This window comes from Actinoplanes sp. NPDC051513, assembly GCF_044454685.1.
Taxonomy (GTDB): Bacteria; Actinomycetota; Actinomycetes; order Mycobacteriales; family Micromonosporaceae; genus Actinoplanes.
In genome coordinates this window covers 94,357-111,350 of record NZ_JBITDW010000016.1, presented here as the reverse complement: position 1 = coordinate 111,350, position 16,994 = coordinate 94,357, and the positions used below count along the sequence as shown (strand labels likewise).

Genomic DNA, 16,994 nt, shown 5'->3' with positions numbered 1-16,994 from the left:
GCCCGCCTCACGCCGGCTCGGCGAACGCGATGACATTGTCCCGATAGCTTCCGCGAGCCCGGTCGAAACTGCCGCCGCAGGTGACGAGCCGGAGGGTGGGGTCGAGGGTGGGCGCGTACACCAGGTCGGTGGGGAACTGGACCTTGGGGACGCGGGCGATCCTGGTGATCCTGAAGGTCGCCACGCTGCCGTCGGCGCGGTCGACCTGGACGGTCGTGCCGGGCTTCGTGCGGTAGAGGTCGATGAAGATGCCGGGGCCGTTGTGCGAGTCGACGTGGCCCAGGATCACCGCGGGGCCGGCCTGGCCGGGGCGGGGACCGTGCTCGTACCAGCCGGCCACGTCCACGCGGGCGGGAACCGCGATCGATCCGTCCCGCTGGAGGCCGAGGCGCTGGACCTTGCTGTCCACCCCGAGCGCGGGGATGCGCAGCCGCACCGGCTCGGCGACCGTGTCGTAGGTGCGTGTTGAACGGAACGTCTCCTGTTGTTCCTGCGGTGCGGAAGCCGGGGCGGCTGCCGCGGCGGGCGCGGAGACAGGGGCCGGCGGCCCGCCCGCCAGCACCGCGAGGAGTAACAGCACCAGCGCGGCGAGGGCCGGGATGCGGGCGTACGACGGCATCAGCGCTTTTCCACGACCACGGCCATGCCGCCGTACCCGGTCTGCGCGCCGCCCTTGGGCAGCCGTGCCGCCACCGTCGCCCCGAACGCGTCGGCCATCGTGCGCGCCAGCTCGAACATCTCCTGGTACGTGTCGTAGGCGACGTCGTGCGCCGTGGCGTAGTCCTTGGCCGCGTACGCGTCGGCGTGCTTGAGCAGCATCAGGTCGTGCTCCTGCAGCGCGGCCTTGAGCTTGTCGGTACCGATCCGCTTGCCGGTCGCCCCGTCGAGGAACGTGGCCATCCGGTTCTCGATGCCGGCCAGCCCGGTCTTCGCCTGCGCCTGCTTGGCCTGGTCCTGCCCGGCGGTCGCGGTCGCGTACGCCACCAGTTGCTCGACGTGGTCGCCCCACAGCGCCTGGAACTGCCGGGCCGCCGACGACCCGAACAGGGTGTCCATGGCGGCGCCGAGGTCGCGGGTGTTCCCGTTGATCATCTGGCCGGAGGCGGCGAAGTCGGGGGAGCGGGTCACGGCGGCCCGGGTCAGGTCTTCCACCAGCGCGGCGTGCTCGGCCAGCAGCTTGCCGAGCTGGGAGCGCAACCGCCACAGTGGCTGCTTCAGCGTGGTGGCGTCGCCCGCGGGCAGCAGCGCGTTCGCGAGGGTCAGCCCGAGGTCGTACGTGTGCTGATAGCCCATGCGGTAGAGCGCGTCGGCCGTGGTGTAGTCCTTGGCCGCGTACGCGTCGGCCTGCTCTGTCAGATGTCCGACATGCTGCACGACCGCCGCCCGGGCCGCCGACCGCGGAAGCCTGCCACGCGACGCGTCGGCGAAGAAGTCGCCGAGCTCCTGCTCGTACTCGACAAGCTCCTTGCGCGCGTCGTCGAGCGCGTCGTCGTCGTGGGCCGCGAGCGCGCCGGCGTACGCGAAGAGCTCCACGATGTGTTCCGACCACATCGGACTGAACTTGTCGGCCGTGGCCTTGCCGAACATCTGCCCGATCAGCGTGGTCATGGCCGTGGTGTTCTTGCCCAGCGCCGCGTTGGCGGACTGCACGAAGTCGTCGTCGCCGCGGATCCGGCTGCGCATCAGGTCGGCCGCGAGCACCGAGTGCTGGCCGAGCAGCGCCTCGAACTGGATGGCGAGGTCGGGCGCCGAGGGCGCCGCCTCGTAGCGCGAGGGCGCCGCCTCGTGGTGTGCGGGCGCGGCCGGCGGGGCGGCGCCGGGCAGGAGAAAGAGCAGGCCGGCGCAGAGAACAGGGAGCGCCCGCCAGATCCGGCCGTGTCCAGGTATCGGCATGTGCCTCATCGCCCAGCTTCGCCTCGGAGGAAATCGTTGCCGACCATACGCCCGCCCCACAACCCGGTCGAGCCCGCAGAGCGACGGCCCCCACACCGTGCGTCCATGCAGTACGGTCGGGTTGGCTCATCAACGCCTGTTGATCTTCGAGGTGGCCTGGATGGTGACGCCGGCATGGTGAAGACGGCATGGTGACGACGATCGGGCAGCTCGTTGCCGGGCGCTATCGGCTCGTGGAGCCGCTCGCCGCCGGGGGCATGGGTGGGGTGTGGCTCGCCCGCGACGAGTTCGACCGCGATGATCCGGTGGCCGTCAAAAGATGCGAGATCCCGGCCGGGCTCACCCCCGACGAGCAGGACCTCTTCCGGGTGTGGACGGTCCGCGAGGCGCGCGCGTTCGCCCTCGTCGGGCATCCCAACGTGGTGCGCACGCTCGACGTCGTGCCCGGCGACGACGTCCCCTGGATCGTCATGGAATACGTGCCGTCCCGGTCGCTGCAGACGGTGATCGACGAGTCCGGCCCGCTGCCGCCGGCCCGGGTGGCTGGGATCGGCCTGGCCGTGCTCGAGGCGCTGCTCGCCGTGCGCCGGGCCGGCCTGCTGCACCTCGATGTCAAACCGAGCAACGTGCTGATCTCGCACGACGGCCGGGTGGTGCTCACCGACTTCGGCCCGGCGGTCACCTCCGAGGGTGTCCGCGCGCTGGCCGGCGCCGGCATCGTCCTGGGCTCGCCCAAATACCTGGCCCCCGAGCGGCTGTACGACGGGGTCGCGCTGCCCGAGTCCGACCTGTGGTCGCTGGGCGCGACGCTGTACCACGCGGTCGAGGGCCGGCCGCCGTACGCGCGGGAGACCACGGCCGAGACGCTGCTCGCGATCACCGAGGGCCCGCCCGAGCCGCCCGAGCGGGCCGGCCCGCTCGCCCCGGTGATCGGGGGCCTGCTCCGCCACGACCCCGCCGCCCGGCTCGCCCCGCCCGAGGTGGAGGAACTGCTGCGTGATGTGGTGCGGCAGCCGATCGGCCGCCCGGCGCTGGCCTCGCCGCCACCATCGCCGGCCTCGCCGCCACCATCGCCGGCCTCGCCGCCACCATCGCCGGCCTCGCCCCGCCGCCGCCTCGCCGCGGTCGTCGCCGCGATCGCGGTGCTGATCGCGTTCGTCGCCGTGTTCGTCATGGCCGGGCGGGACGACGAGCCCGCGGCCCGGACCTCGCCCGTGGGGCAGAGCATCGCGACGCTGGGGGTGGCGCCCGACGGCTTCGCCTGGTACCTCGAATCTCCCTTGTTCCGCGTGGCCCTGCCGAAGGCCTGGACGGGGGCGGCCGCCCTGCCCGGTGGTGGTGTCCGCGCCCGCGGCGCCCGCGACGGGTGGCCCCAGGTAGAGATCCGCGTCGAGCCGGCGCCGGGGAACATGGTCGCCGCGCTCACCGGCGCCGAGAGCAAGACCAGGCTGCCCGGCTACCGCCGGATCCGGATAGAGCAGCCGCCCGGCTCGCCCGGCGCGGTGGTGTGGGAGTTCAGCTACCTGGCCCCCACGGCCGGGCCGGTGCGCGCCCTGCAATGGGCGGTCCCCGACGACTCCGGCAAGCGCATGTTCGTGCTCGACATGCGCACGAGCGCCGACGCGTGGCCGAACGACGTCAGCATTTTCGATCAAGTCGTGCGCAGCTTCGAGCCGGTATCGGGTGGGTGATGTACGGTTCGGTTTGTCCGTACTGATCTTCCGGATTGAGTTCACAGAGTGACGCTTACGGCAATGGTCCGCCGGTGAGGACAGGCGCCATCGTGGCCGGGCGTTACCGGCTTGTCCAGCCTCTTGGCGCCGGGGGTCTGGGCCGGGTGTGGCTGGCCCACGACGAGGCCTGCCGGCGGCAGGTCGCCATCAAGAAGACGGCGTTGCCCGACGGCCTCGCCCCCGACGAGCGCGACCTGTTCCTCGACTGGACGGTCCGCGAGGCCCGCGCCCTCTCGTCGATCGGTCACCCGAACGTGGTGCGCACCTACGACGTGCTTCCCGATGCCGACGCGCCCTGGATCGTCATGGAGTACGTGCCGTCCCGCTCCCTCCAGCAGATCATCGACGAGTCCGGCCCGCTGCCGCCCGCGCGGGTCGCCGGCATCGGCCTCGCCGTGCTCGACGCGCTGCTCGCCGTGCGCCGGGCCGGCCTGCTGCACCTCGACGTGAAGCCGAGCAACGTGCTGATCGCCCACGACGGCCGGGTGGTGCTCACCGACTTCGGCCCGGCGGTCACCGACGACGGGCTGCGCGCGCTCGCCGCCGCAGGCATCGTCCTCGGCTCGCCGAAGTACCTCGCCCCCGAGCGGATGGACGGCCTCGCGCTGCCCGAGTCGGACCTCTGGTCGCTGGGCGCCACGCTCTACCACGCGGTCGAGGGCCGTCCGCCGTACGCCCGCGCGACGCTCGACGCCACGCTGCTGGCCATCGCCGAGGAGCCGCCCGACCCGTCGCGGCTGGCCGGGCCGCTCTTCCCGGTGCTCGAGGGGCTGCTGCGCCCCGACCCGGCCGACCGGCTCGCGGCCGGCGACGTGGGCGCCGAGCTCAGCGCGGTGGTGCTCCAGCAGGCCGGGCCGCGGGTGATGCTCGGCTGGCCGAGCCGTTCCCGGCTGCGGCTCGCGGCGCTCGCGGCGCTGCTGACCGCGCTGCTGGCGGTGGTGACGGTGCTGGCCGACGCGCGCGGCGCATAATTCTCCGGTGTCCGCGCCCCTGTTCCTGGTCGACGACCTGCCCGCCGGCCCGTCCTACACGCTGACCGGGCCCGAGGGCCACCACGCCGCGACCGTGCAGCGGCTGCGCGCGGGCGAGACGCTGATTCTCGCCGACGGGCGCGGCGGCAATGCGACCGCCGAGGTCACCGCGGTCGGCAAGGGCGCCGTCGAGGTGCGCGTCGTGGCGCGTTCCGTTCAGAAAGCCGCCGACCCGCGCCTGGTGGTAGCGCAGGGGATCGCCAAGGGCGACCGGGGCGAGCTCGCGGTGCAGGCGATGACCGAGATCGGGGTCGACGAGATCCTGCCGTGGGCCGCGTCGCGGTCGGTGGCGCAGTGGCGGGGCGACCGTGGCGCCAAGTCGCGCGAGAAGTGGGCGGCCACCGCGCGCGAGGCGGCCAAGCAGGCCCGGCGCGCCTGGCTGCCGGCGGTCGGCGGCGAGCCGGACTGCTCGACCAGGCAGATCGCGGCCCGGCTCGCGGGCGCGGCGGCGGCGTTCGTGCTGCACGAGGAGGCGACCCTGCGGCTGGCCGCGGCCGACCTGCCGGCGAGCGGGGAGATCGTGCTGGTGATCGGGCCCGAGGGCGGCATCGACGATGCCGAGCGGGCTTCTTTCGAAGCCGCGGGGGCGGTCGCGGTGCGATTGGGCAGCGAGGTCTTGCGTACGTCGACGGCGGGCGTCGCCGCGCTCGCGGTGCTTTCCGCCCGCCTGGGGCGTTGGTGAGCTTCTAGAGACCTGTCTGGGTGGGGGTCTGGTTTGAGCGTGCTGGCTGCCGTGGCCCCGGAGGTGGTGTGCGGCCAGTTGCGGTGAGGTGTCGGCTGGGCTACGGCGCGCCATGGCCCGGGGGTCGTGCGTGTTCACCGTGAGTGCGGCCCGTCGCGGTCATCGGTGGTTGCTGTCGTCGGGGCCTCAGCGCGACGGGCCGCGCCCAACCGCACCCACCCACGACCCCCGGCCATGGCGCGGCCCCCCGCCCAGCCACTGATCACCACAAGATTTTGGATCACCCGGCGGCCCACGGACCTCCCCCGCCCCGCACCTCTGGGTGGGCCGAGTAGAACAGCTGGGTACGACAAATTCCGGCCGCCGTCCACAGACGGCGGCCGACGACCACGACCCCAGATGGTCTAGAGCTGGCGCACCAGATGGCGGCGGTCGAGGCCCGGCAGCACGATGCGCTCGTCGAGGCCGTCGCCCGAGGACACCTGGCGGGCGATGCGGGCGGCGACCCGGCGGACGATCAGCCGACGCAGCCCCCGCGCCCGGATGGTGCCGCGGAACGGCTCGCCGAGGCTGCGCAGCCGGCCGGCCTGCCGGGCGATCGAGGGGATCAGCTCGGGGAACGGCACGTAGAGCGCCTCGGTCGCGGGTGAGCCGAGGTATTCGAACGGCTCCGAACCGGCCATCGGCACGAATTCCACACCGAGGAGTTTCAGGTTGCGGTGGGCGCGCTGGTCCAGCAGGGCGACCAGATGGCGTACGCCGGCCAGCCGTCCCGCGTTGAGGAAGGTGCGGTACAGCAGGGAGCTGACGGCCAGCCCCGACCGGCCGCCACGGTAGGCGGGCAGCACGGCGAGCGTGGCGAAGTCCCAGATGCGGCCGTTGTGCAGGCCGTGCAGGCTCACGATCGTCGACAGGTCGGCGTCGATGCGGCCGGGCGCGTCGTCGAGGGTCTTGCCGCCGCCGTCGATGACCCGGGCGGCGCCGGCGGGCAGGCCGGTCCTGCGGTCGAGCACCAGGAAGAAGAGGCTGTCGTGCTCGTAGCGGCGGTACTCGCCGGCCATCGTGGCGGCGTCGTTGCCGAACGACTCCTCGAAGACCTGCCGCTCGACCGTACGGGCGACGTCGGCGAGCGGGGACGAGGACGCGACGGCCAGGGCCAGGAAGCGGCCGGTGCGGTCGGCGTGGGAGGCGAAGGCAGCAGCGACGGTCTTGCGGACCGTGGGCTCGTCGAGGTCGTACGGCATCAGAATCCCTTCGCGACGATCTCGGTGGTCCGGAAGTACTGCTCGGTGAACTCGACGACCTTGGCCGGGTCGAACTCCTTGCAGGTGTAGATGTCGACGCTGAAGAACGAGATCGGGCGCTCCCATGAGTAGAAGTGCGCGCCCGAGGTCTCCCAGTGGATCCAGCCGGCCCACCCGTACAGGTCGCTGCAGTGCGTTACCGGCTCGATCAGCGTGATCATGTCGGTCACCACGGAGAGCTTGGACAGATAGTCCTTGATGTGCTCGTCGGTGATCACGAACGTCGGGTAACCCTCCACCACCAGTCGCTGCCGGTGAATCATCGGCGCAAGGTCACGGTAGTCAGCGGGAGCGTTACTCATCGTGATGGGAGCGAGCGACATGTGATGTCTTCCTGCCTGGCATAAGGGGTGAATCGGACTCATCCTACTATAGCCAAAAACTACGCTCCGTCAAAGCGGCCGACATTACAGAGAGTTATGCCACATGTGGATCATGGTTTGGCCGGCCGGTTGGGCTAGCCTTCCGTCATGGTTCTGACGCGCCCCGTGACCACCGGGCGCGCGCCGCCCGCCGCCGCGTCCATGGGCGCTCCGCTCTTGATCTGGCAGGTTCGCCGCGCCAAGGTCGGTATCCAATGACTCTCGACTTCGGCCGCCGCGCGTTCGTGCTGCCCCGGCACCAGCGGTGAACGTGCTCTGGCGGGCAGTGACCCGCAATCGATGGCGGCTGCTGGCCGGCTGCGCCCTGATCGCCCTGCACCAGGCCTGCGAGGCGACCGTGCCGATCATCATCGGCGAGACCGTCGACCAGGCCGTGGCGACCGGCTCGCTGCTGCGGCTGGCGAGCTGGGTCGGGCTGCTCGGCCTGCTGTTCCTGCTGCTCACCACGGCGTACCGCAACGGGGCACGGCAGCTCATGCGGGCGCTCGCCGACGAGTCTCACGCGCTGCGCCTCGAGGTCGCGGCCAAGGTGCTCACCCCGGGCGCCGACGTGCGCACCGGCGACGTGCTGACCATCTCGACCACCGACGCCGACCACGCGTCCTACCTGCTCGACTACGTGCCCCGGATCATCGGGGCGCTGGTGGCGACGGCGGTCAGCGCGGTCGGGCTCTGCATGATCTCGGTACGGCTCGGGCTGGTCGTGCTGGTCGGCACGCCGGTCGTGCTGATCGCGCTCCAGCGGGCCGCGCCCCTGATCACCCGGCGGGTCGCCGACCGGCAGGAGGTCGCCGGGCGGGCCTCGTCGGTCGCCACCGACCTGGTCACCGGGCTGCGGCCGCTGCGCGGGATCGGCGCGCAGGAGGCGGCCGACGCCCGGTACCGCTCGGTGAGCCGGGAATCGTTGCGCGCGACGCTGCTCGCCGCCCGCACCCAGGGCGGGTTCCAGGCCGCGTCGACCACCGTGAGCACGCTGCTGGCCTGCGGGATCGCGATCCTGGCCGGGTGGTTCGCGCTGACCGGGCGGATCAGCGCCGGCGAGCTGGTCACGGTGATCGGGCTGGCGGCGTTCCTGGGGGAGCCGTTCGGCACGTTGTCGGCCGCGCCTTCGTGGATCGCGACCGCGCGGGCTTCCGCCGATCGGATCGCGGACGTGCTGGCCGCCTCATCGGACCCGGATATCTCGCCGGATCCGCCCGTCCTGCCCACGGACGGGGAATGCCTCGGCGTGGTGGTCGAGACCGACGCCGCCGCGTTCCTGCGGCTCTACGACGACGGTTCGTCCGACGTGCTGGTGGCGCCGCATCATCCCGAGCTCTTCTCCGGCACGATTCGCGAGAACATCGTCCTCTCCGAAATGTCGTCCGATCTGGGCGGCGTGCTCAGCGCCTCGGCCGCCGACGACGTTGTCGAAGCCCACCCCGACGGCCTCGACCACGCCATCGCCGAACGCGGCTCCGCCCTCTCCGGCGGCCAGCGGCAACGCCTCGCGCTGGCCCGGGCGCTGCTCGCCGGGCCCCGTCTGCTCGTGCTGCACGACCCGACCACGGCCGTCGACGCGGTCACCGAGCACGCGATCGCCCGCGGCATCCGCGACCTGCGGCACCGCCCCGGCTCCACGCTCGGCACCCTGATCGTCACCACCAGCCCGGCGCTGCTCGCCGTCACCGACCGGGTCGTGGTGCTGCGCCACGGCGAGATCGTCGCCACCGGCACGCACGCCTCACTCGCCGCCGCCGACCCCGCCTACCGGGCAGCGGTGCTGCGATGAGCGCCACGCTCCCGGTCGCCACCGCGCGGCAGACCGGCGGATGGCTGCTCGCCCAGTTGCGCTCCCGCCGGCTCGAGCTCGCGATCACCCTGCTGGCCGGGCTGATCGCCGCAACCGCGTCGGTGGTTCCGGTCACCGCGCTGGGCCGGCTCGTCGATCTCGTACGCGAAGGCGCCGCACCCTCCTCGCTGCTCCCCATCGCCGCCGTCGTCATCGTGGCCGCCCTCATCGGAGGCGTAGCCTCCGGCGTGACCACCGCCCTGGTCAGCCGCCTCGGCGAGCGGATGCTCGCCGCCCTGCGCGAGGAGACCGTCGGCATCGCGCTGCGCCTGCCCGCCACGGTCCTCGACCGGGCCGGCCGCGGCGACCTGCTCTCCCGGGTCGGCGCCGACGTCGCCGCGATCGGCACGGCCGCCGCCGAGGTGCTGCCGACCGTCATCTCGGCGATCCTGCTCGCCGCGCTCAGCGTCACCGCCATGTTCGGCCTGGACTGGCGGCTCGGCCTGGCCGGCCTCGCCGCCTTGCCCCTCTATCTCGCGGCGCTGCGCTGGTACCTGCCACGATCGGCCCCGGTCTACGCCCGGGAGCGGATCGCGATCGGCGAGCGGTCGCAGATGCTGATGGAAAGCCTTCAAGGGGTACGAACGGTGCACGCGTACCGCCTCGAGGAGCGCCATCTCACCGGCATCGACGCCGCCTCGGCCTACGCCCGTGACCTGTCGATCGGGGTCTTCACGCTGTTCACCCGCTTCGTGGGGCGGATCAACCGGGCCGAGCTGATGGGCCTCGCGACGATCCTGGTGGCGGGCTTCTGGTTCGTCCGGTCCGGCTGGGTGACGGTCGGCGAGACCGCGGCCACGGCCGTGCTGTTCCACCGCCTCTTCAACCCGCTCGGGATGATCCTGTTCACCTTCGACGAGATCCAGGAGGCCGGCGCGGGCCTGGCCCGGCTCGTCGGCGTGGGGACGCTGCCGGTCTCGCCCGCGGGCGACGTGCGACTGGACAAGGCGGACCTGGCGCTCGATCACGTGTGCTTCGCGTACGACCCGCGGGTGCCGGTGCTGCGCGACATCAACCTGCGGGTCGCTCCGGGCGAACGGGTCGCGCTGGTCGGTTCCACCGGCGCCGGGAAAACCACCGTGGCATCGATCGCGGCGGGCATCTTGCGGCCCCAATGCGGTACGGCGTCGGCGGGCGGCGTGCCGGTGGACGAGCTCGCTCCGGGGGTGATCGCGGTGATCAGTCAGGAGACCCACGTGTTCGCCGGCCCCTTGGTCGAGGATGTGCGGCTGGCGCGTCCCTCGGCCTCGCTCGACGAGGTGCGCGAGGCCCTGGACACGGTCGGCGCCCTCGACTGGGCGGCGGCCCTCCCCGACGGCTTGCACACGCTGGTCGGCGAGGGCGGTCACCCGCTGACGGCGGCTCAGGGGCAGCAGTTGGCGCTGGCCCGGCTGGTCCTGCTCGACCCGGCCGTCGCGATTCTCGACGAGGCCACGGCCGAGGCCGGCAGCGCCGGGGCCCGGGCCCTGGAAGAGTCGGCGCTGGCCGCGACCCGGGGCCGCACGACCCTGCTGGTCGCTCACCGCCTCACGCAGGCGGCCTCGGCCGACCGCATCGTGGTCCTCGAGCACGGCGCTGTGCTCGAGGAAGGCACCCACGAGGAGCTGGTCGCGGCCGGTGGCCGGTATGCCGAACTGTGGAAAGCGTGGCAATCCCGTACCTGACGGCTGTTCACCTGACCATCTGTCACCCCGCGGGTACAAAAGTTGGCATCCATTGCCAAGCGATATGTCCTTTGTGCCCCGGTTCCTATCTGCGGTACCGCAGATTGCGGTCTAGCTTGTGCGTCCGTTTAGCCGCATACTGACCGCAGATAGTCGCCATGCGGGTCTGGACAAAAGGAAGTGGCGCCCAGTCCTACCTGAGCGCCGCTTCAGGCCTCCGACCCCCGGAGAGGGGAAGGGAGTGCCGTGTCAAATGCCATCTTTCCCCTCCATCCGGGTTGGTGCAAGACCCACCCGGGGGGAGGTGAACGAGTTGACTGTCTACTTCAGATCAGCGGATCTGGTCATCACCGAGAAACTGATCAGAGTACGAGTCCCGTACGGCTGGCAGGTCTGGGTCGTCGCGGACCTCCGCGACTTCGGCCAGGTTCGTCACGAACCGCCGGCCGACCGGCGGAGCTGGGGTTTGGGCGCGCCTGCGCTGGTGCTCGTGTTCGTGGCGTGGCCGGTGGGAGGTTGGGTGCTCCCGGCGGCAGTGCTCCTGCTCGTGGCGGCCTGCGTGTGGTACGCGGCAGATTGTCGCGACGCGCGCCGGCGCGCGTCGTCCCAACTGTGGGCGAGCCACCGCGCCCGAGCGGTAATGGTCTTCGAGCGGCCGGACCGCGAGTTCGACGCGGCCTGCCGGGCCCTTCGCCGGGTCCTCGACCGTCTCGAAGACGAAGGTCACAGTTGAGTCTCATGCGGCGATTCCAGGGCGGTAGGCCTGCTCTGCCGGTAGTCTCGCGTATCTGCGACAACGCTATCTGAGGCACAGCAGGCTTACCATCCGTAATGGATTGGATCTTACTTTGGCCGGCCAGGGCGAGTCCCCAGCCGTCGCGCGGCGACGGGTGCGTCTTGCCCTGCGCCGTGCCCGCGATGCCAAAGGGTTGAGCCAGGGCGCGGTGGCGGCCAGCGTGGGGTGGTCGCTCTCCAAGGTTCAGCGCATCGAGTCCGGCGACAATGCCATCTCGGGTACGGACCTCCGCGCGCTGCTCAACCTCTATGGCATCACCGACGACGAGGAGGTCGAGCAACTCCTGGAGGAGGCGCGGATCTCTCGCCGTCAGCGGTGGTGGGCCACGCCGGAGTTTCGTGAGCATCTCACGCCCGGGACGATGCAGCTTCTGCAGTTCGAGGCCGAGGCGGTGGCCATCCGTTCTTATCAGTCCGTGGTCGTGCCCGGTCCGTTTCAGATCCCCGCGTACGCGCGGTTGCTGCTCGGCTGGTTCAACAAGAGCCTTACCGAAGAACAGCGACGTGTGCGCTTCGACGTCCGTATGCAACGGCGTGAGCGGCTCCTCGAGTCGCCGGACAGCCCTCAGTATTACCTCATTCTCGACGAGTCGGTGCTCAAGCGGGAGGTCGGCGGCCTCGAGGTGATGGCGCAACAGCTCGAGTTTCTGGCGGAGCTGGCCGGGCGCCCCGGCATCCACGTGCGCATCGTGCCGCTGAACAAGGGCGCGATGCTGGGCACGGTAGGTCAATTCACCGTACTCGACCTTGCCGAGGACGAGGACGATGCCGTGTTGTACCGAGAGTCGTTCGCTGCGGATTTCATCAGTCATGACCGTCGGGAAATCGCGGTTCACCGGGAGATGTTCGAGTTTTTCTGGCTTCAGTCGTTGAATGACGAGAAGACCATCCGTGCCATCAGTGCCGAAGCCGCCTCGCTCCGGGCGCGCATCGATCGCGAGAGCCCGGATTGATGTGCTGCCATTCCTGGGCAGTTTACCGAAGAAAAAGGCGGAAGAAATGGTGCCTCGCAACACGATGATGTGGCGCAAGAGCAGTTTCTGTTCGGACAACGCATGTGTGGAAGTAGCTTTTGACGGTGACGTGGTCGCGCTGCGGGACGGGAAAAACCCGAACCTGGCGGAGCTCCGCTTCACGCGGACTGAATGGGTGGAATTTGTGCGCGGCGTCGAAAAGGACGAGTTCCGTCCCTTTTGATAGACGCACGGGTGCGCGGCGGACGATGTCCGTCGCGCACCCGTGCTGCCTTAATCTTCGTTCAGGGACGCTTTTCGGGGTAGCCTGTGGTTTGGCATGGGAGGTCCACATGAACGAAGCTACGAGTTGGCGGCGAAGCAGCTTCTGCAGTGACACAGCCTGCGCTGAGATCATGATTGATGGGGACGTGATCCTTCTGCGGAACTCGGCTCGGCCGGAATCCATGATCAGGCTTACCAAGGCCGAGTGGGAAGCGCTCAAGAAGGGCATTGTCGGCGAAGAGTTCTGAGGCCGGGATTCGCGGACAGATGCAGGGGTGACCCCTTGTATCGGAGTTGACTCCTGCATCTGCCCACGGCGAGTCACGAGATCGTCAAGGTGGCCTCCAGGCGGAGGTCGTCGAGGGCGTGGGCGGCGGCCACTGTGTACGCGCCGGGGATGGTTTGCCAGCCTTCGTTCCAGACCTGGAACGTGCGCGGAGGCAGCGAGATCCGGACCGTCACCGTCTCCCCGGGGTGGGCCTCGACGTTGGCGAAGCCGGCCAGCCAGCGTACCGGCCGCGACGGGTCGTCAAGAGCCGACACGTACACCTGCACGATCTCGCGGCCGGAGCGCGCGCCCGTGTTCGTCAGGGTGACCACCGCCTCGGTCGCGTTGACCGCCATCTCCTCGTAGTGCCAGCTCGTGTAGCCGAGGCCGTGCCCGAAGGCGTAGAGCGGGGTCTTTCCGGAGCGCAGCCAGCCTCGATAGCCGACGAAGACGCCCTCGTCGTACGCGACCACGCCGTCCTTCGGCTTGATCTCGAAGACGGGGCAGTCGGCCTCGGCGCGCGGCCATGTGGTGGGCAGGCGGCCGCCGGGCTCGGTCACGCCCAGCAGGACATCGGCCAGGGCGGCGCCGCCCTCCTGGCCGGGGAACCAGGTCAGCAGGACCGCGGCGACCGAAGAGGACCACGGCATCAGGACGGGGGAGCCGGCGTTCACCACGACGATCGTGCGGGGGTTGGCCGCGGCCACCCGCGAGACGAGCTCGTCCTGGCGGCCGGGCAGTGCCAGCGACGTGCGGTCGAAGCCCTCGGACTCGACCTGCTCGGTGGTGCCGACGACGACGACGGCCACATCGGACTCGCGGGCCAGGGCTGCCGCCTCCTCGATCATGCCGTCCTCGTCGGGGGCCGGCGGGCGGTGGCCGAGGGTGGTCGCCACCGAGTGGGCGGCGCCGCGGGCGATCGTCTGCTCGAGGATGATCTCGACCGGCTCCCCCGCCGTCAGCTCGACGCAAACGCGCTGCTCGCGTGGGGAGAGCAGCAGGTCGGCGCGGCCGGTGCCGGCGGGATGCAGCGTGCCCTCGTACCGGATCTCGCCGTTGATCGAGAGCTTGAACGTGCCGAAGCCGGAGACGGCGAAGGTGTGCTCGCCGCCCTCGTCGGGGGTGTACGTGGTGACCAGGCGCAGACCCTCGACCTCGTCCTTGTCCAGGCCGCCGGGGAGCGAGCCGATCCAGCGCACGGCCGCGGGGTCCACGGTGAACGTGTGGTCGTCGATGATCACCCGGGTCGGGCTGTGCAGGGCCGGCAGGAACGGGCGGGGGTCGGCGCCGATCGCGTACTCGACGTCCACCCCGGACAGCGCGCGGGCCAGGCCCTCGAGGGGAGAGATGGCGTGCGGCGGGGAGACCTGGGCGCTGCCGCCGCCGAGCACCCGGGCATCCATGGCCAGCGCGCCGATCACCGCGACACGGGTCAGTCCGGCCGCCTCCAGCGGGAGCGTGTAGTTCTCGTTGCGGGCCAGCACGAACGAACGAGTCGCCACCTCGTGCGCCACGCGGTCCCCGTCCAGCGTGTCCGGAATTTCCGGCAAGTCGCCGAAGGCGCCGACTCGCCGGGCGAGCCGCAGCACCCGCCGTACCTTGTCGTCGATCACCTCTTCCGGGACCTCGCCGGACCTGACCGCCGATACCAGCGCCGCGCCCCAGGGGTTCTCCAGCTGCGGCATCGCGATGTCGAGCCCACCCAGCGCCGCGCCTACCGTCGACCGGGCGGCCCGCCAGTCGGAGACGACGACACCGTCGAAGCCCCACTCGCCCTTCAGGATCTCGTCCTGAAGTCGCCCGTTCGAGGCCATCGGCGAGCCGTTCACCCCGTTGTACGCGCTCATCACGCCCCAGCCGCCGGCCTCGACGACCCGCTCGAACGGCGCCAGGTAGATCTCGCGCAGCGTCCGCTCGTCGATCCGGACGTCCACCTCCATCCGGTCCGTCTCGAAGTCGTTGCCGACCAGGTGCTTCGTCGTGGTGCCGACGCCGTGCGCCTGCACGCCGCGGACGAAGCCCACCGCGATCTCGCCGCTGAGCAGCGGATCCTCGGAGTAGCACTCGAAGTGGCGGCCGCCGAGCGGGGTGCGCTGAAGGTTCACCGTCGGGCCCAGCAGCACGTGCACGCCTTTGCGCCGCGACTCCTGCCCCAGCAGCCGGCCCGCCGTCTCGGCCAGCTCCGGGTCCCAGGCCGCGGCCAGCGCGGTCGGGCTGGGCAGCGCGATCGACGGATCGTCCGGCGCCCACCCCGTGCCGCGAACCCCGATCGGCCCGTCCGACATCACCAGCGAGCGCAGCCCCACCCTTTCGATCGCGGGCAGCGACCAGAAGTCCTGCCCGGCCAACAGCGACACCTTGTCCTCGAGGTCCAACTGCTTGAGGACGTGCTCGATTTCGACCATGGGACCCACCCTAAGATCCTTGAGGTGGACAACAACTGCCTGTTCTGCCGCATCGTCGCGGGTGAGATCCCGGCCACCGTCGTGCACGAGACCGCGACGACCCTCGCGTTCCGGGACATCGACCCCAAGGCCGCCGTGCACGTCCTGGTGATCCCCAAGGACCATCACCCCGACGTGGTCGCGCTCGCGCAGAACGATCCGGCCGGCTCCGCCGACCTTCTCGCCGCGGCCGCCGCGGTCGCCGAGGCCGAGGGCTTGCTCACCGACGGCTTCCGGTTGATGTTCAACACCGGCGCGTACGGCGGGCAGGAAGTGTTCCACGTGCACGCGCATGTGCTCGGCGGCGAGCCGCTCGGCCCCATGCTGGCCATCCGATGAGCGCCCTCGACCGCTACGAGCGGGCCGCCCGCAAGGCGCAGGCCGACGGCCGCGTCCCGGCGCTCTCGGTCGCCCTGCTACGAGCCGACCGCGAGCCCTGGGTGTTCACGGTCGGCGACTCCGGCAACCCGGCCCACCCGCTCGGCCCCGACACCCGCTTCCGGATCGGCTCGGTCACCAAGACCTTCACCGCGGTGCTGGTCATGCAGGCCCGCGACGAAGGGCTGCTCGACCTCGACCGGCCCCTCTCGGCGTACCTCGACCTGCCCGCCCACGACGACGCCACCATCCGGCGGCTGCTCTCGCACACGTCCGGCTTCCAGCGCGAGCCGCACGGCGACGTCTGGGACACCCTGGTCTCGCCGGACGCCGAGCGCCTGCTCGCCGAGCTCGACCGGGCCGAGCGGGTGCTGCCCAACGCCCGCCGGTTCCACTACTCCAACCTCGCCTTCGGGGTGCTGGGCCAGCTCGTCGCCCGGCTGCACGGCACCACCTGGGAGAGCCTGGTCACCGACCGGATCCTCGAGCCGCTCGGCCTGACCGCCACCACGACCGGCACCCCGCCGCAGGCGGCGGTCGGCTACCTCGTCGACGAGTATTCCGACGCCGCCCGCCCCGAGCCCGACCTCGATCTCGGCGGCGCCGGACCGGCCGCCCAGCTCTGGAGCACCGCCGGCGACATGGCGGCCTGGGCCGCGTTCCTCGTGTCGCCCGAGCTGACCGACCCGGCCGGGAAGGTGCTGGCCGCCGGCACCGTCGAGGAGATGCGCTGGCCGCACACCACCCGCGACGAGGAGATGTGGGTCTCCGGCTTCGGCCTCGGCCTGATGCTGCACCCGCAGGGCCGCCGCACGGTCGACGTCGGCCACAACGGCGCCATGCCGGGCTTCCTCGCCGGCGTCCACGGCCGGCGCGGCGGCGAGGGCACCCCCGACGCGCTCGGCTGCGCCGTGCTCGGCTCCTCGGGTACCGCCGACCAGATCAACGATCTCGTGCACGACCTGCTGCGGATGGCCGTCGAGCTCGACCCGGCCGACATCAAGCCGTGGGCGCCGGCGCCGCCCGCGCCCCGCGAGATCCGCTCGGCGCTCGGCGTCTGGTGGAGCGAGGGGGCACAGTTCGTCTTCTCGTGGCACGACGGGACGCTCCAGGCCCGGGTCGCGGGCGCGCCGGCCGACCTGCCGCCGTCGGTCTTCCGGCCGCTGCCGGAGCGGCCCGACGTGCTGCGCACGGTCTCGGGGCGGGAAGCGGGCGAACAGCTACGGCTGACCCGCGACGCCAGCGGGGCCGTCGTGCTGATGCACTGGGCGACGTACCGGTTCACGCGGGCGCAGGAGGCCTTCGACGGCGGCGCGGCCTGGGACGGTTCCGGCGAATGAGCGGGCGATA

General features: G+C 71.4%; 16 protein-coding genes. 11 read left to right on the top strand and 5 right to left on the bottom strand.

Translation table 11 applies throughout. The annotated features are described in order from the left end of the window. Positions 1-7 precede the first annotated feature (7 nt). Both ACIA5D_RS36000 and ACIA5D_RS35995 read right to left on the bottom strand, forming a co-directional pair. The gene (locus tag ACIA5D_RS36000; protein ID WP_396034886.1) at positions 8-619 is read right to left on the bottom strand and encodes a class F sortase; all 612 of its coding nucleotides are present in this window, start codon (positions 617-619) and stop codon (positions 8-10) included. Further along, a complete protein-coding gene (locus ACIA5D_RS35995) occupies positions 619-1,893 on the bottom strand; it encodes a hypothetical protein (RefSeq protein WP_396034885.1) in 1,275 nt (424 codons plus the stop codon). The genes ACIA5D_RS36000 and ACIA5D_RS35995 overlap by 1 nt, the downstream gene beginning before the upstream one ends. 188 nt (positions 1,894-2,081) lie before the next feature. On the opposite strand from ACIA5D_RS35995, the gene ACIA5D_RS35990 reads away from it, so the two are divergent. From ACIA5D_RS35990 to ACIA5D_RS35980, 3 genes are all read left to right on the top strand, one after another. Continuing rightward, positions 2,082-3,584: a serine/threonine-protein kinase gene (locus tag ACIA5D_RS35990; RefSeq protein WP_396034884.1), complete on the top strand. Its 1,503-nt coding sequence runs from the start codon at positions 2,082-2,084 to the stop codon at positions 3,582-3,584. 74 nt (positions 3,585-3,658) lie between these two features. Beyond that, on the top strand, positions 3,659-4,597 hold the full coding sequence (locus ACIA5D_RS35985; protein ID WP_396034883.1) for a serine/threonine-protein kinase: 939 nt from the start codon (positions 3,659-3,661) through the stop codon (positions 4,595-4,597). A 7-nt stretch (positions 4,598-4,604) separates the two neighbouring features. Next, positions 4,605-5,339, top strand: coding sequence for a 16S rRNA (uracil(1498)-N(3))-methyltransferase (locus ACIA5D_RS35980; RefSeq protein WP_396034881.1), 735 nt, complete (start codon positions 4,605-4,607; stop codon positions 5,337-5,339). Positions 5,340-5,743: 404 nt separating this feature from the next. On the opposite strand, the gene ACIA5D_RS35975 is transcribed toward ACIA5D_RS35980, so the two are convergent. Continuing rightward, positions 5,744-6,583 carry a hypothetical protein gene (locus ACIA5D_RS35975; protein WP_396034880.1) on the bottom strand — a complete coding sequence of 280 codons (840 nt, stop codon included), beginning with the start codon at positions 6,581-6,583 and terminating at the stop codon, positions 5,744-5,746. Further along, on the bottom strand, positions 6,583-6,906 hold the full coding sequence (locus ACIA5D_RS35970) for an S-adenosylmethionine decarboxylase (protein ID WP_396034879.1): 324 nt from the start codon (positions 6,904-6,906) through the stop codon (positions 6,583-6,585). Before ACIA5D_RS35970 ends, ACIA5D_RS35975 begins: the two co-directional genes overlap by 1 nt. Positions 6,907-7,291: 385 nt before the next feature. On the opposite strand from ACIA5D_RS35970, the gene ACIA5D_RS35965 reads away from it, so the two are divergent. The 6 genes from ACIA5D_RS35965 to ACIA5D_RS35940 all read left to right on the top strand — a co-directional run bounded on the left by ACIA5D_RS35965 (position 7,292) and on the right by ACIA5D_RS35940 (position 12,802). Then, on the top strand, positions 7,292-8,797 hold the full coding sequence (locus ACIA5D_RS35965; protein WP_396034878.1) for an ABC transporter transmembrane domain-containing protein: 1,506 nt from the start codon (positions 7,292-7,294) through the stop codon (positions 8,795-8,797). Next, complete coding sequence (locus tag ACIA5D_RS35960) at positions 8,794-10,521, top strand: ABC transporter ATP-binding protein (protein WP_396034877.1); 1,728 nt, start codon at positions 8,794-8,796, stop codon at positions 10,519-10,521. The genes ACIA5D_RS35965 and ACIA5D_RS35960 overlap by 4 nt, the downstream gene beginning before the upstream one ends. Before the next feature lie 313 nt (positions 10,522-10,834). Further along, on the top strand, positions 10,835-11,254 hold the full coding sequence (locus ACIA5D_RS35955; protein WP_396034876.1) for a DUF6232 family protein: 420 nt from the start codon (positions 10,835-10,837) through the stop codon (positions 11,252-11,254). 103 nt (positions 11,255-11,357) lie between these two features. After that, on the top strand, positions 11,358-12,269 hold the full coding sequence (locus tag ACIA5D_RS35950) for a helix-turn-helix domain-containing protein (protein WP_396034874.1): 912 nt from the start codon (positions 11,358-11,360) through the stop codon (positions 12,267-12,269). Between the two features lies 1 nt (position 12,270). Then, positions 12,271-12,513, top strand: a complete 243-nt coding sequence (locus ACIA5D_RS35945; RefSeq protein WP_396034873.1) for a DUF397 domain-containing protein — start codon at positions 12,271-12,273, stop codon at positions 12,511-12,513. Positions 12,514-12,622: 109 nt separating this feature from the next. Beyond that, positions 12,623-12,802, top strand: coding sequence for a DUF397 domain-containing protein (locus tag ACIA5D_RS35940; RefSeq protein ID WP_396034872.1), 180 nt, complete (start codon positions 12,623-12,625; stop codon positions 12,800-12,802). A 73-nt stretch (positions 12,803-12,875) separates the two neighbouring features. Here ACIA5D_RS35940 and ACIA5D_RS35935 read toward each other — a convergent pair whose 3' ends face one another. After that, positions 12,876-15,227, bottom strand: coding sequence for a glycoside hydrolase family 3 protein (locus tag ACIA5D_RS35935; RefSeq protein WP_396034871.1), 2,352 nt, complete (start codon positions 15,225-15,227; stop codon positions 12,876-12,878). Between the two features lie 24 nt (positions 15,228-15,251). Here ACIA5D_RS35935 and ACIA5D_RS35930 point away from each other — a divergent pair, with 24 nt between their 5' ends. Together ACIA5D_RS35930 and ACIA5D_RS35925 are read left to right on the top strand one after the other, a co-directional pair. Then, positions 15,252-15,605, top strand: coding sequence for an HIT domain-containing protein (locus ACIA5D_RS35930; RefSeq protein ID WP_396034870.1), 354 nt, complete (start codon positions 15,252-15,254; stop codon positions 15,603-15,605). Beyond that, positions 15,602-16,984: a serine hydrolase domain-containing protein gene (locus ACIA5D_RS35925; protein ID WP_396034869.1), complete on the top strand. Its 1,383-nt coding sequence runs from the start codon at positions 15,602-15,604 to the stop codon at positions 16,982-16,984. Before ACIA5D_RS35930 ends, ACIA5D_RS35925 begins: the two co-directional genes overlap by 4 nt. Positions 16,985-16,994 lie beyond the last annotated feature (10 nt).

Bases quoted from the DNA above. Each gene is read 5' to 3' on its own strand.
- ACIA5D_RS35970 (WP_396034879.1), bottom strand. From the start codon at position 6,906: ATGATTCACCGGCAGCGACTGGTGGTGGAGGGTTACCCGACGTTCGTG.
- ACIA5D_RS35960 (WP_396034877.1), top strand. From the start codon at position 8,794: ATGAGCGCCACGCTCCCGGTCGCCACCGCGCGGCAGACCGGCGGATGG.
- ACIA5D_RS35925 (WP_396034869.1), top strand. From the start codon at position 15,602: ATGAGCGCCCTCGACCGCTACGAGCGGGCCGCCCGCAAGGCGCAGGCC.
- ACIA5D_RS35935 (WP_396034871.1), bottom strand. From the start codon at position 15,227: ATGGTCGAAATCGAGCACGTCCTCAAGCAGTTGGACCTCGAGGACAAG.
- ACIA5D_RS35995 (WP_396034885.1), bottom strand. From the start codon at position 1,893: ATGCCGATACCTGGACACGGCCGGATCTGGCGGGCGCTCCCTGTTCTC.
- ACIA5D_RS36000 (WP_396034886.1), bottom strand. From the start codon at position 619: ATGCCGTCGTACGCCCGCATCCCGGCCCTCGCCGCGCTGGTGCTGTTA.
- ACIA5D_RS35975 (WP_396034880.1), bottom strand. From the start codon at position 6,583: ATGCCGTACGACCTCGACGAGCCCACGGTCCGCAAGACCGTCGCTGCT.
- ACIA5D_RS35990 (WP_396034884.1), top strand. From the start codon at position 2,082: ATGGTGACGACGATCGGGCAGCTCGTTGCCGGGCGCTATCGGCTCGTG.
- ACIA5D_RS35940 (WP_396034872.1), top strand. From the start codon at position 12,623: ATGAACGAAGCTACGAGTTGGCGGCGAAGCAGCTTCTGCAGTGACACA.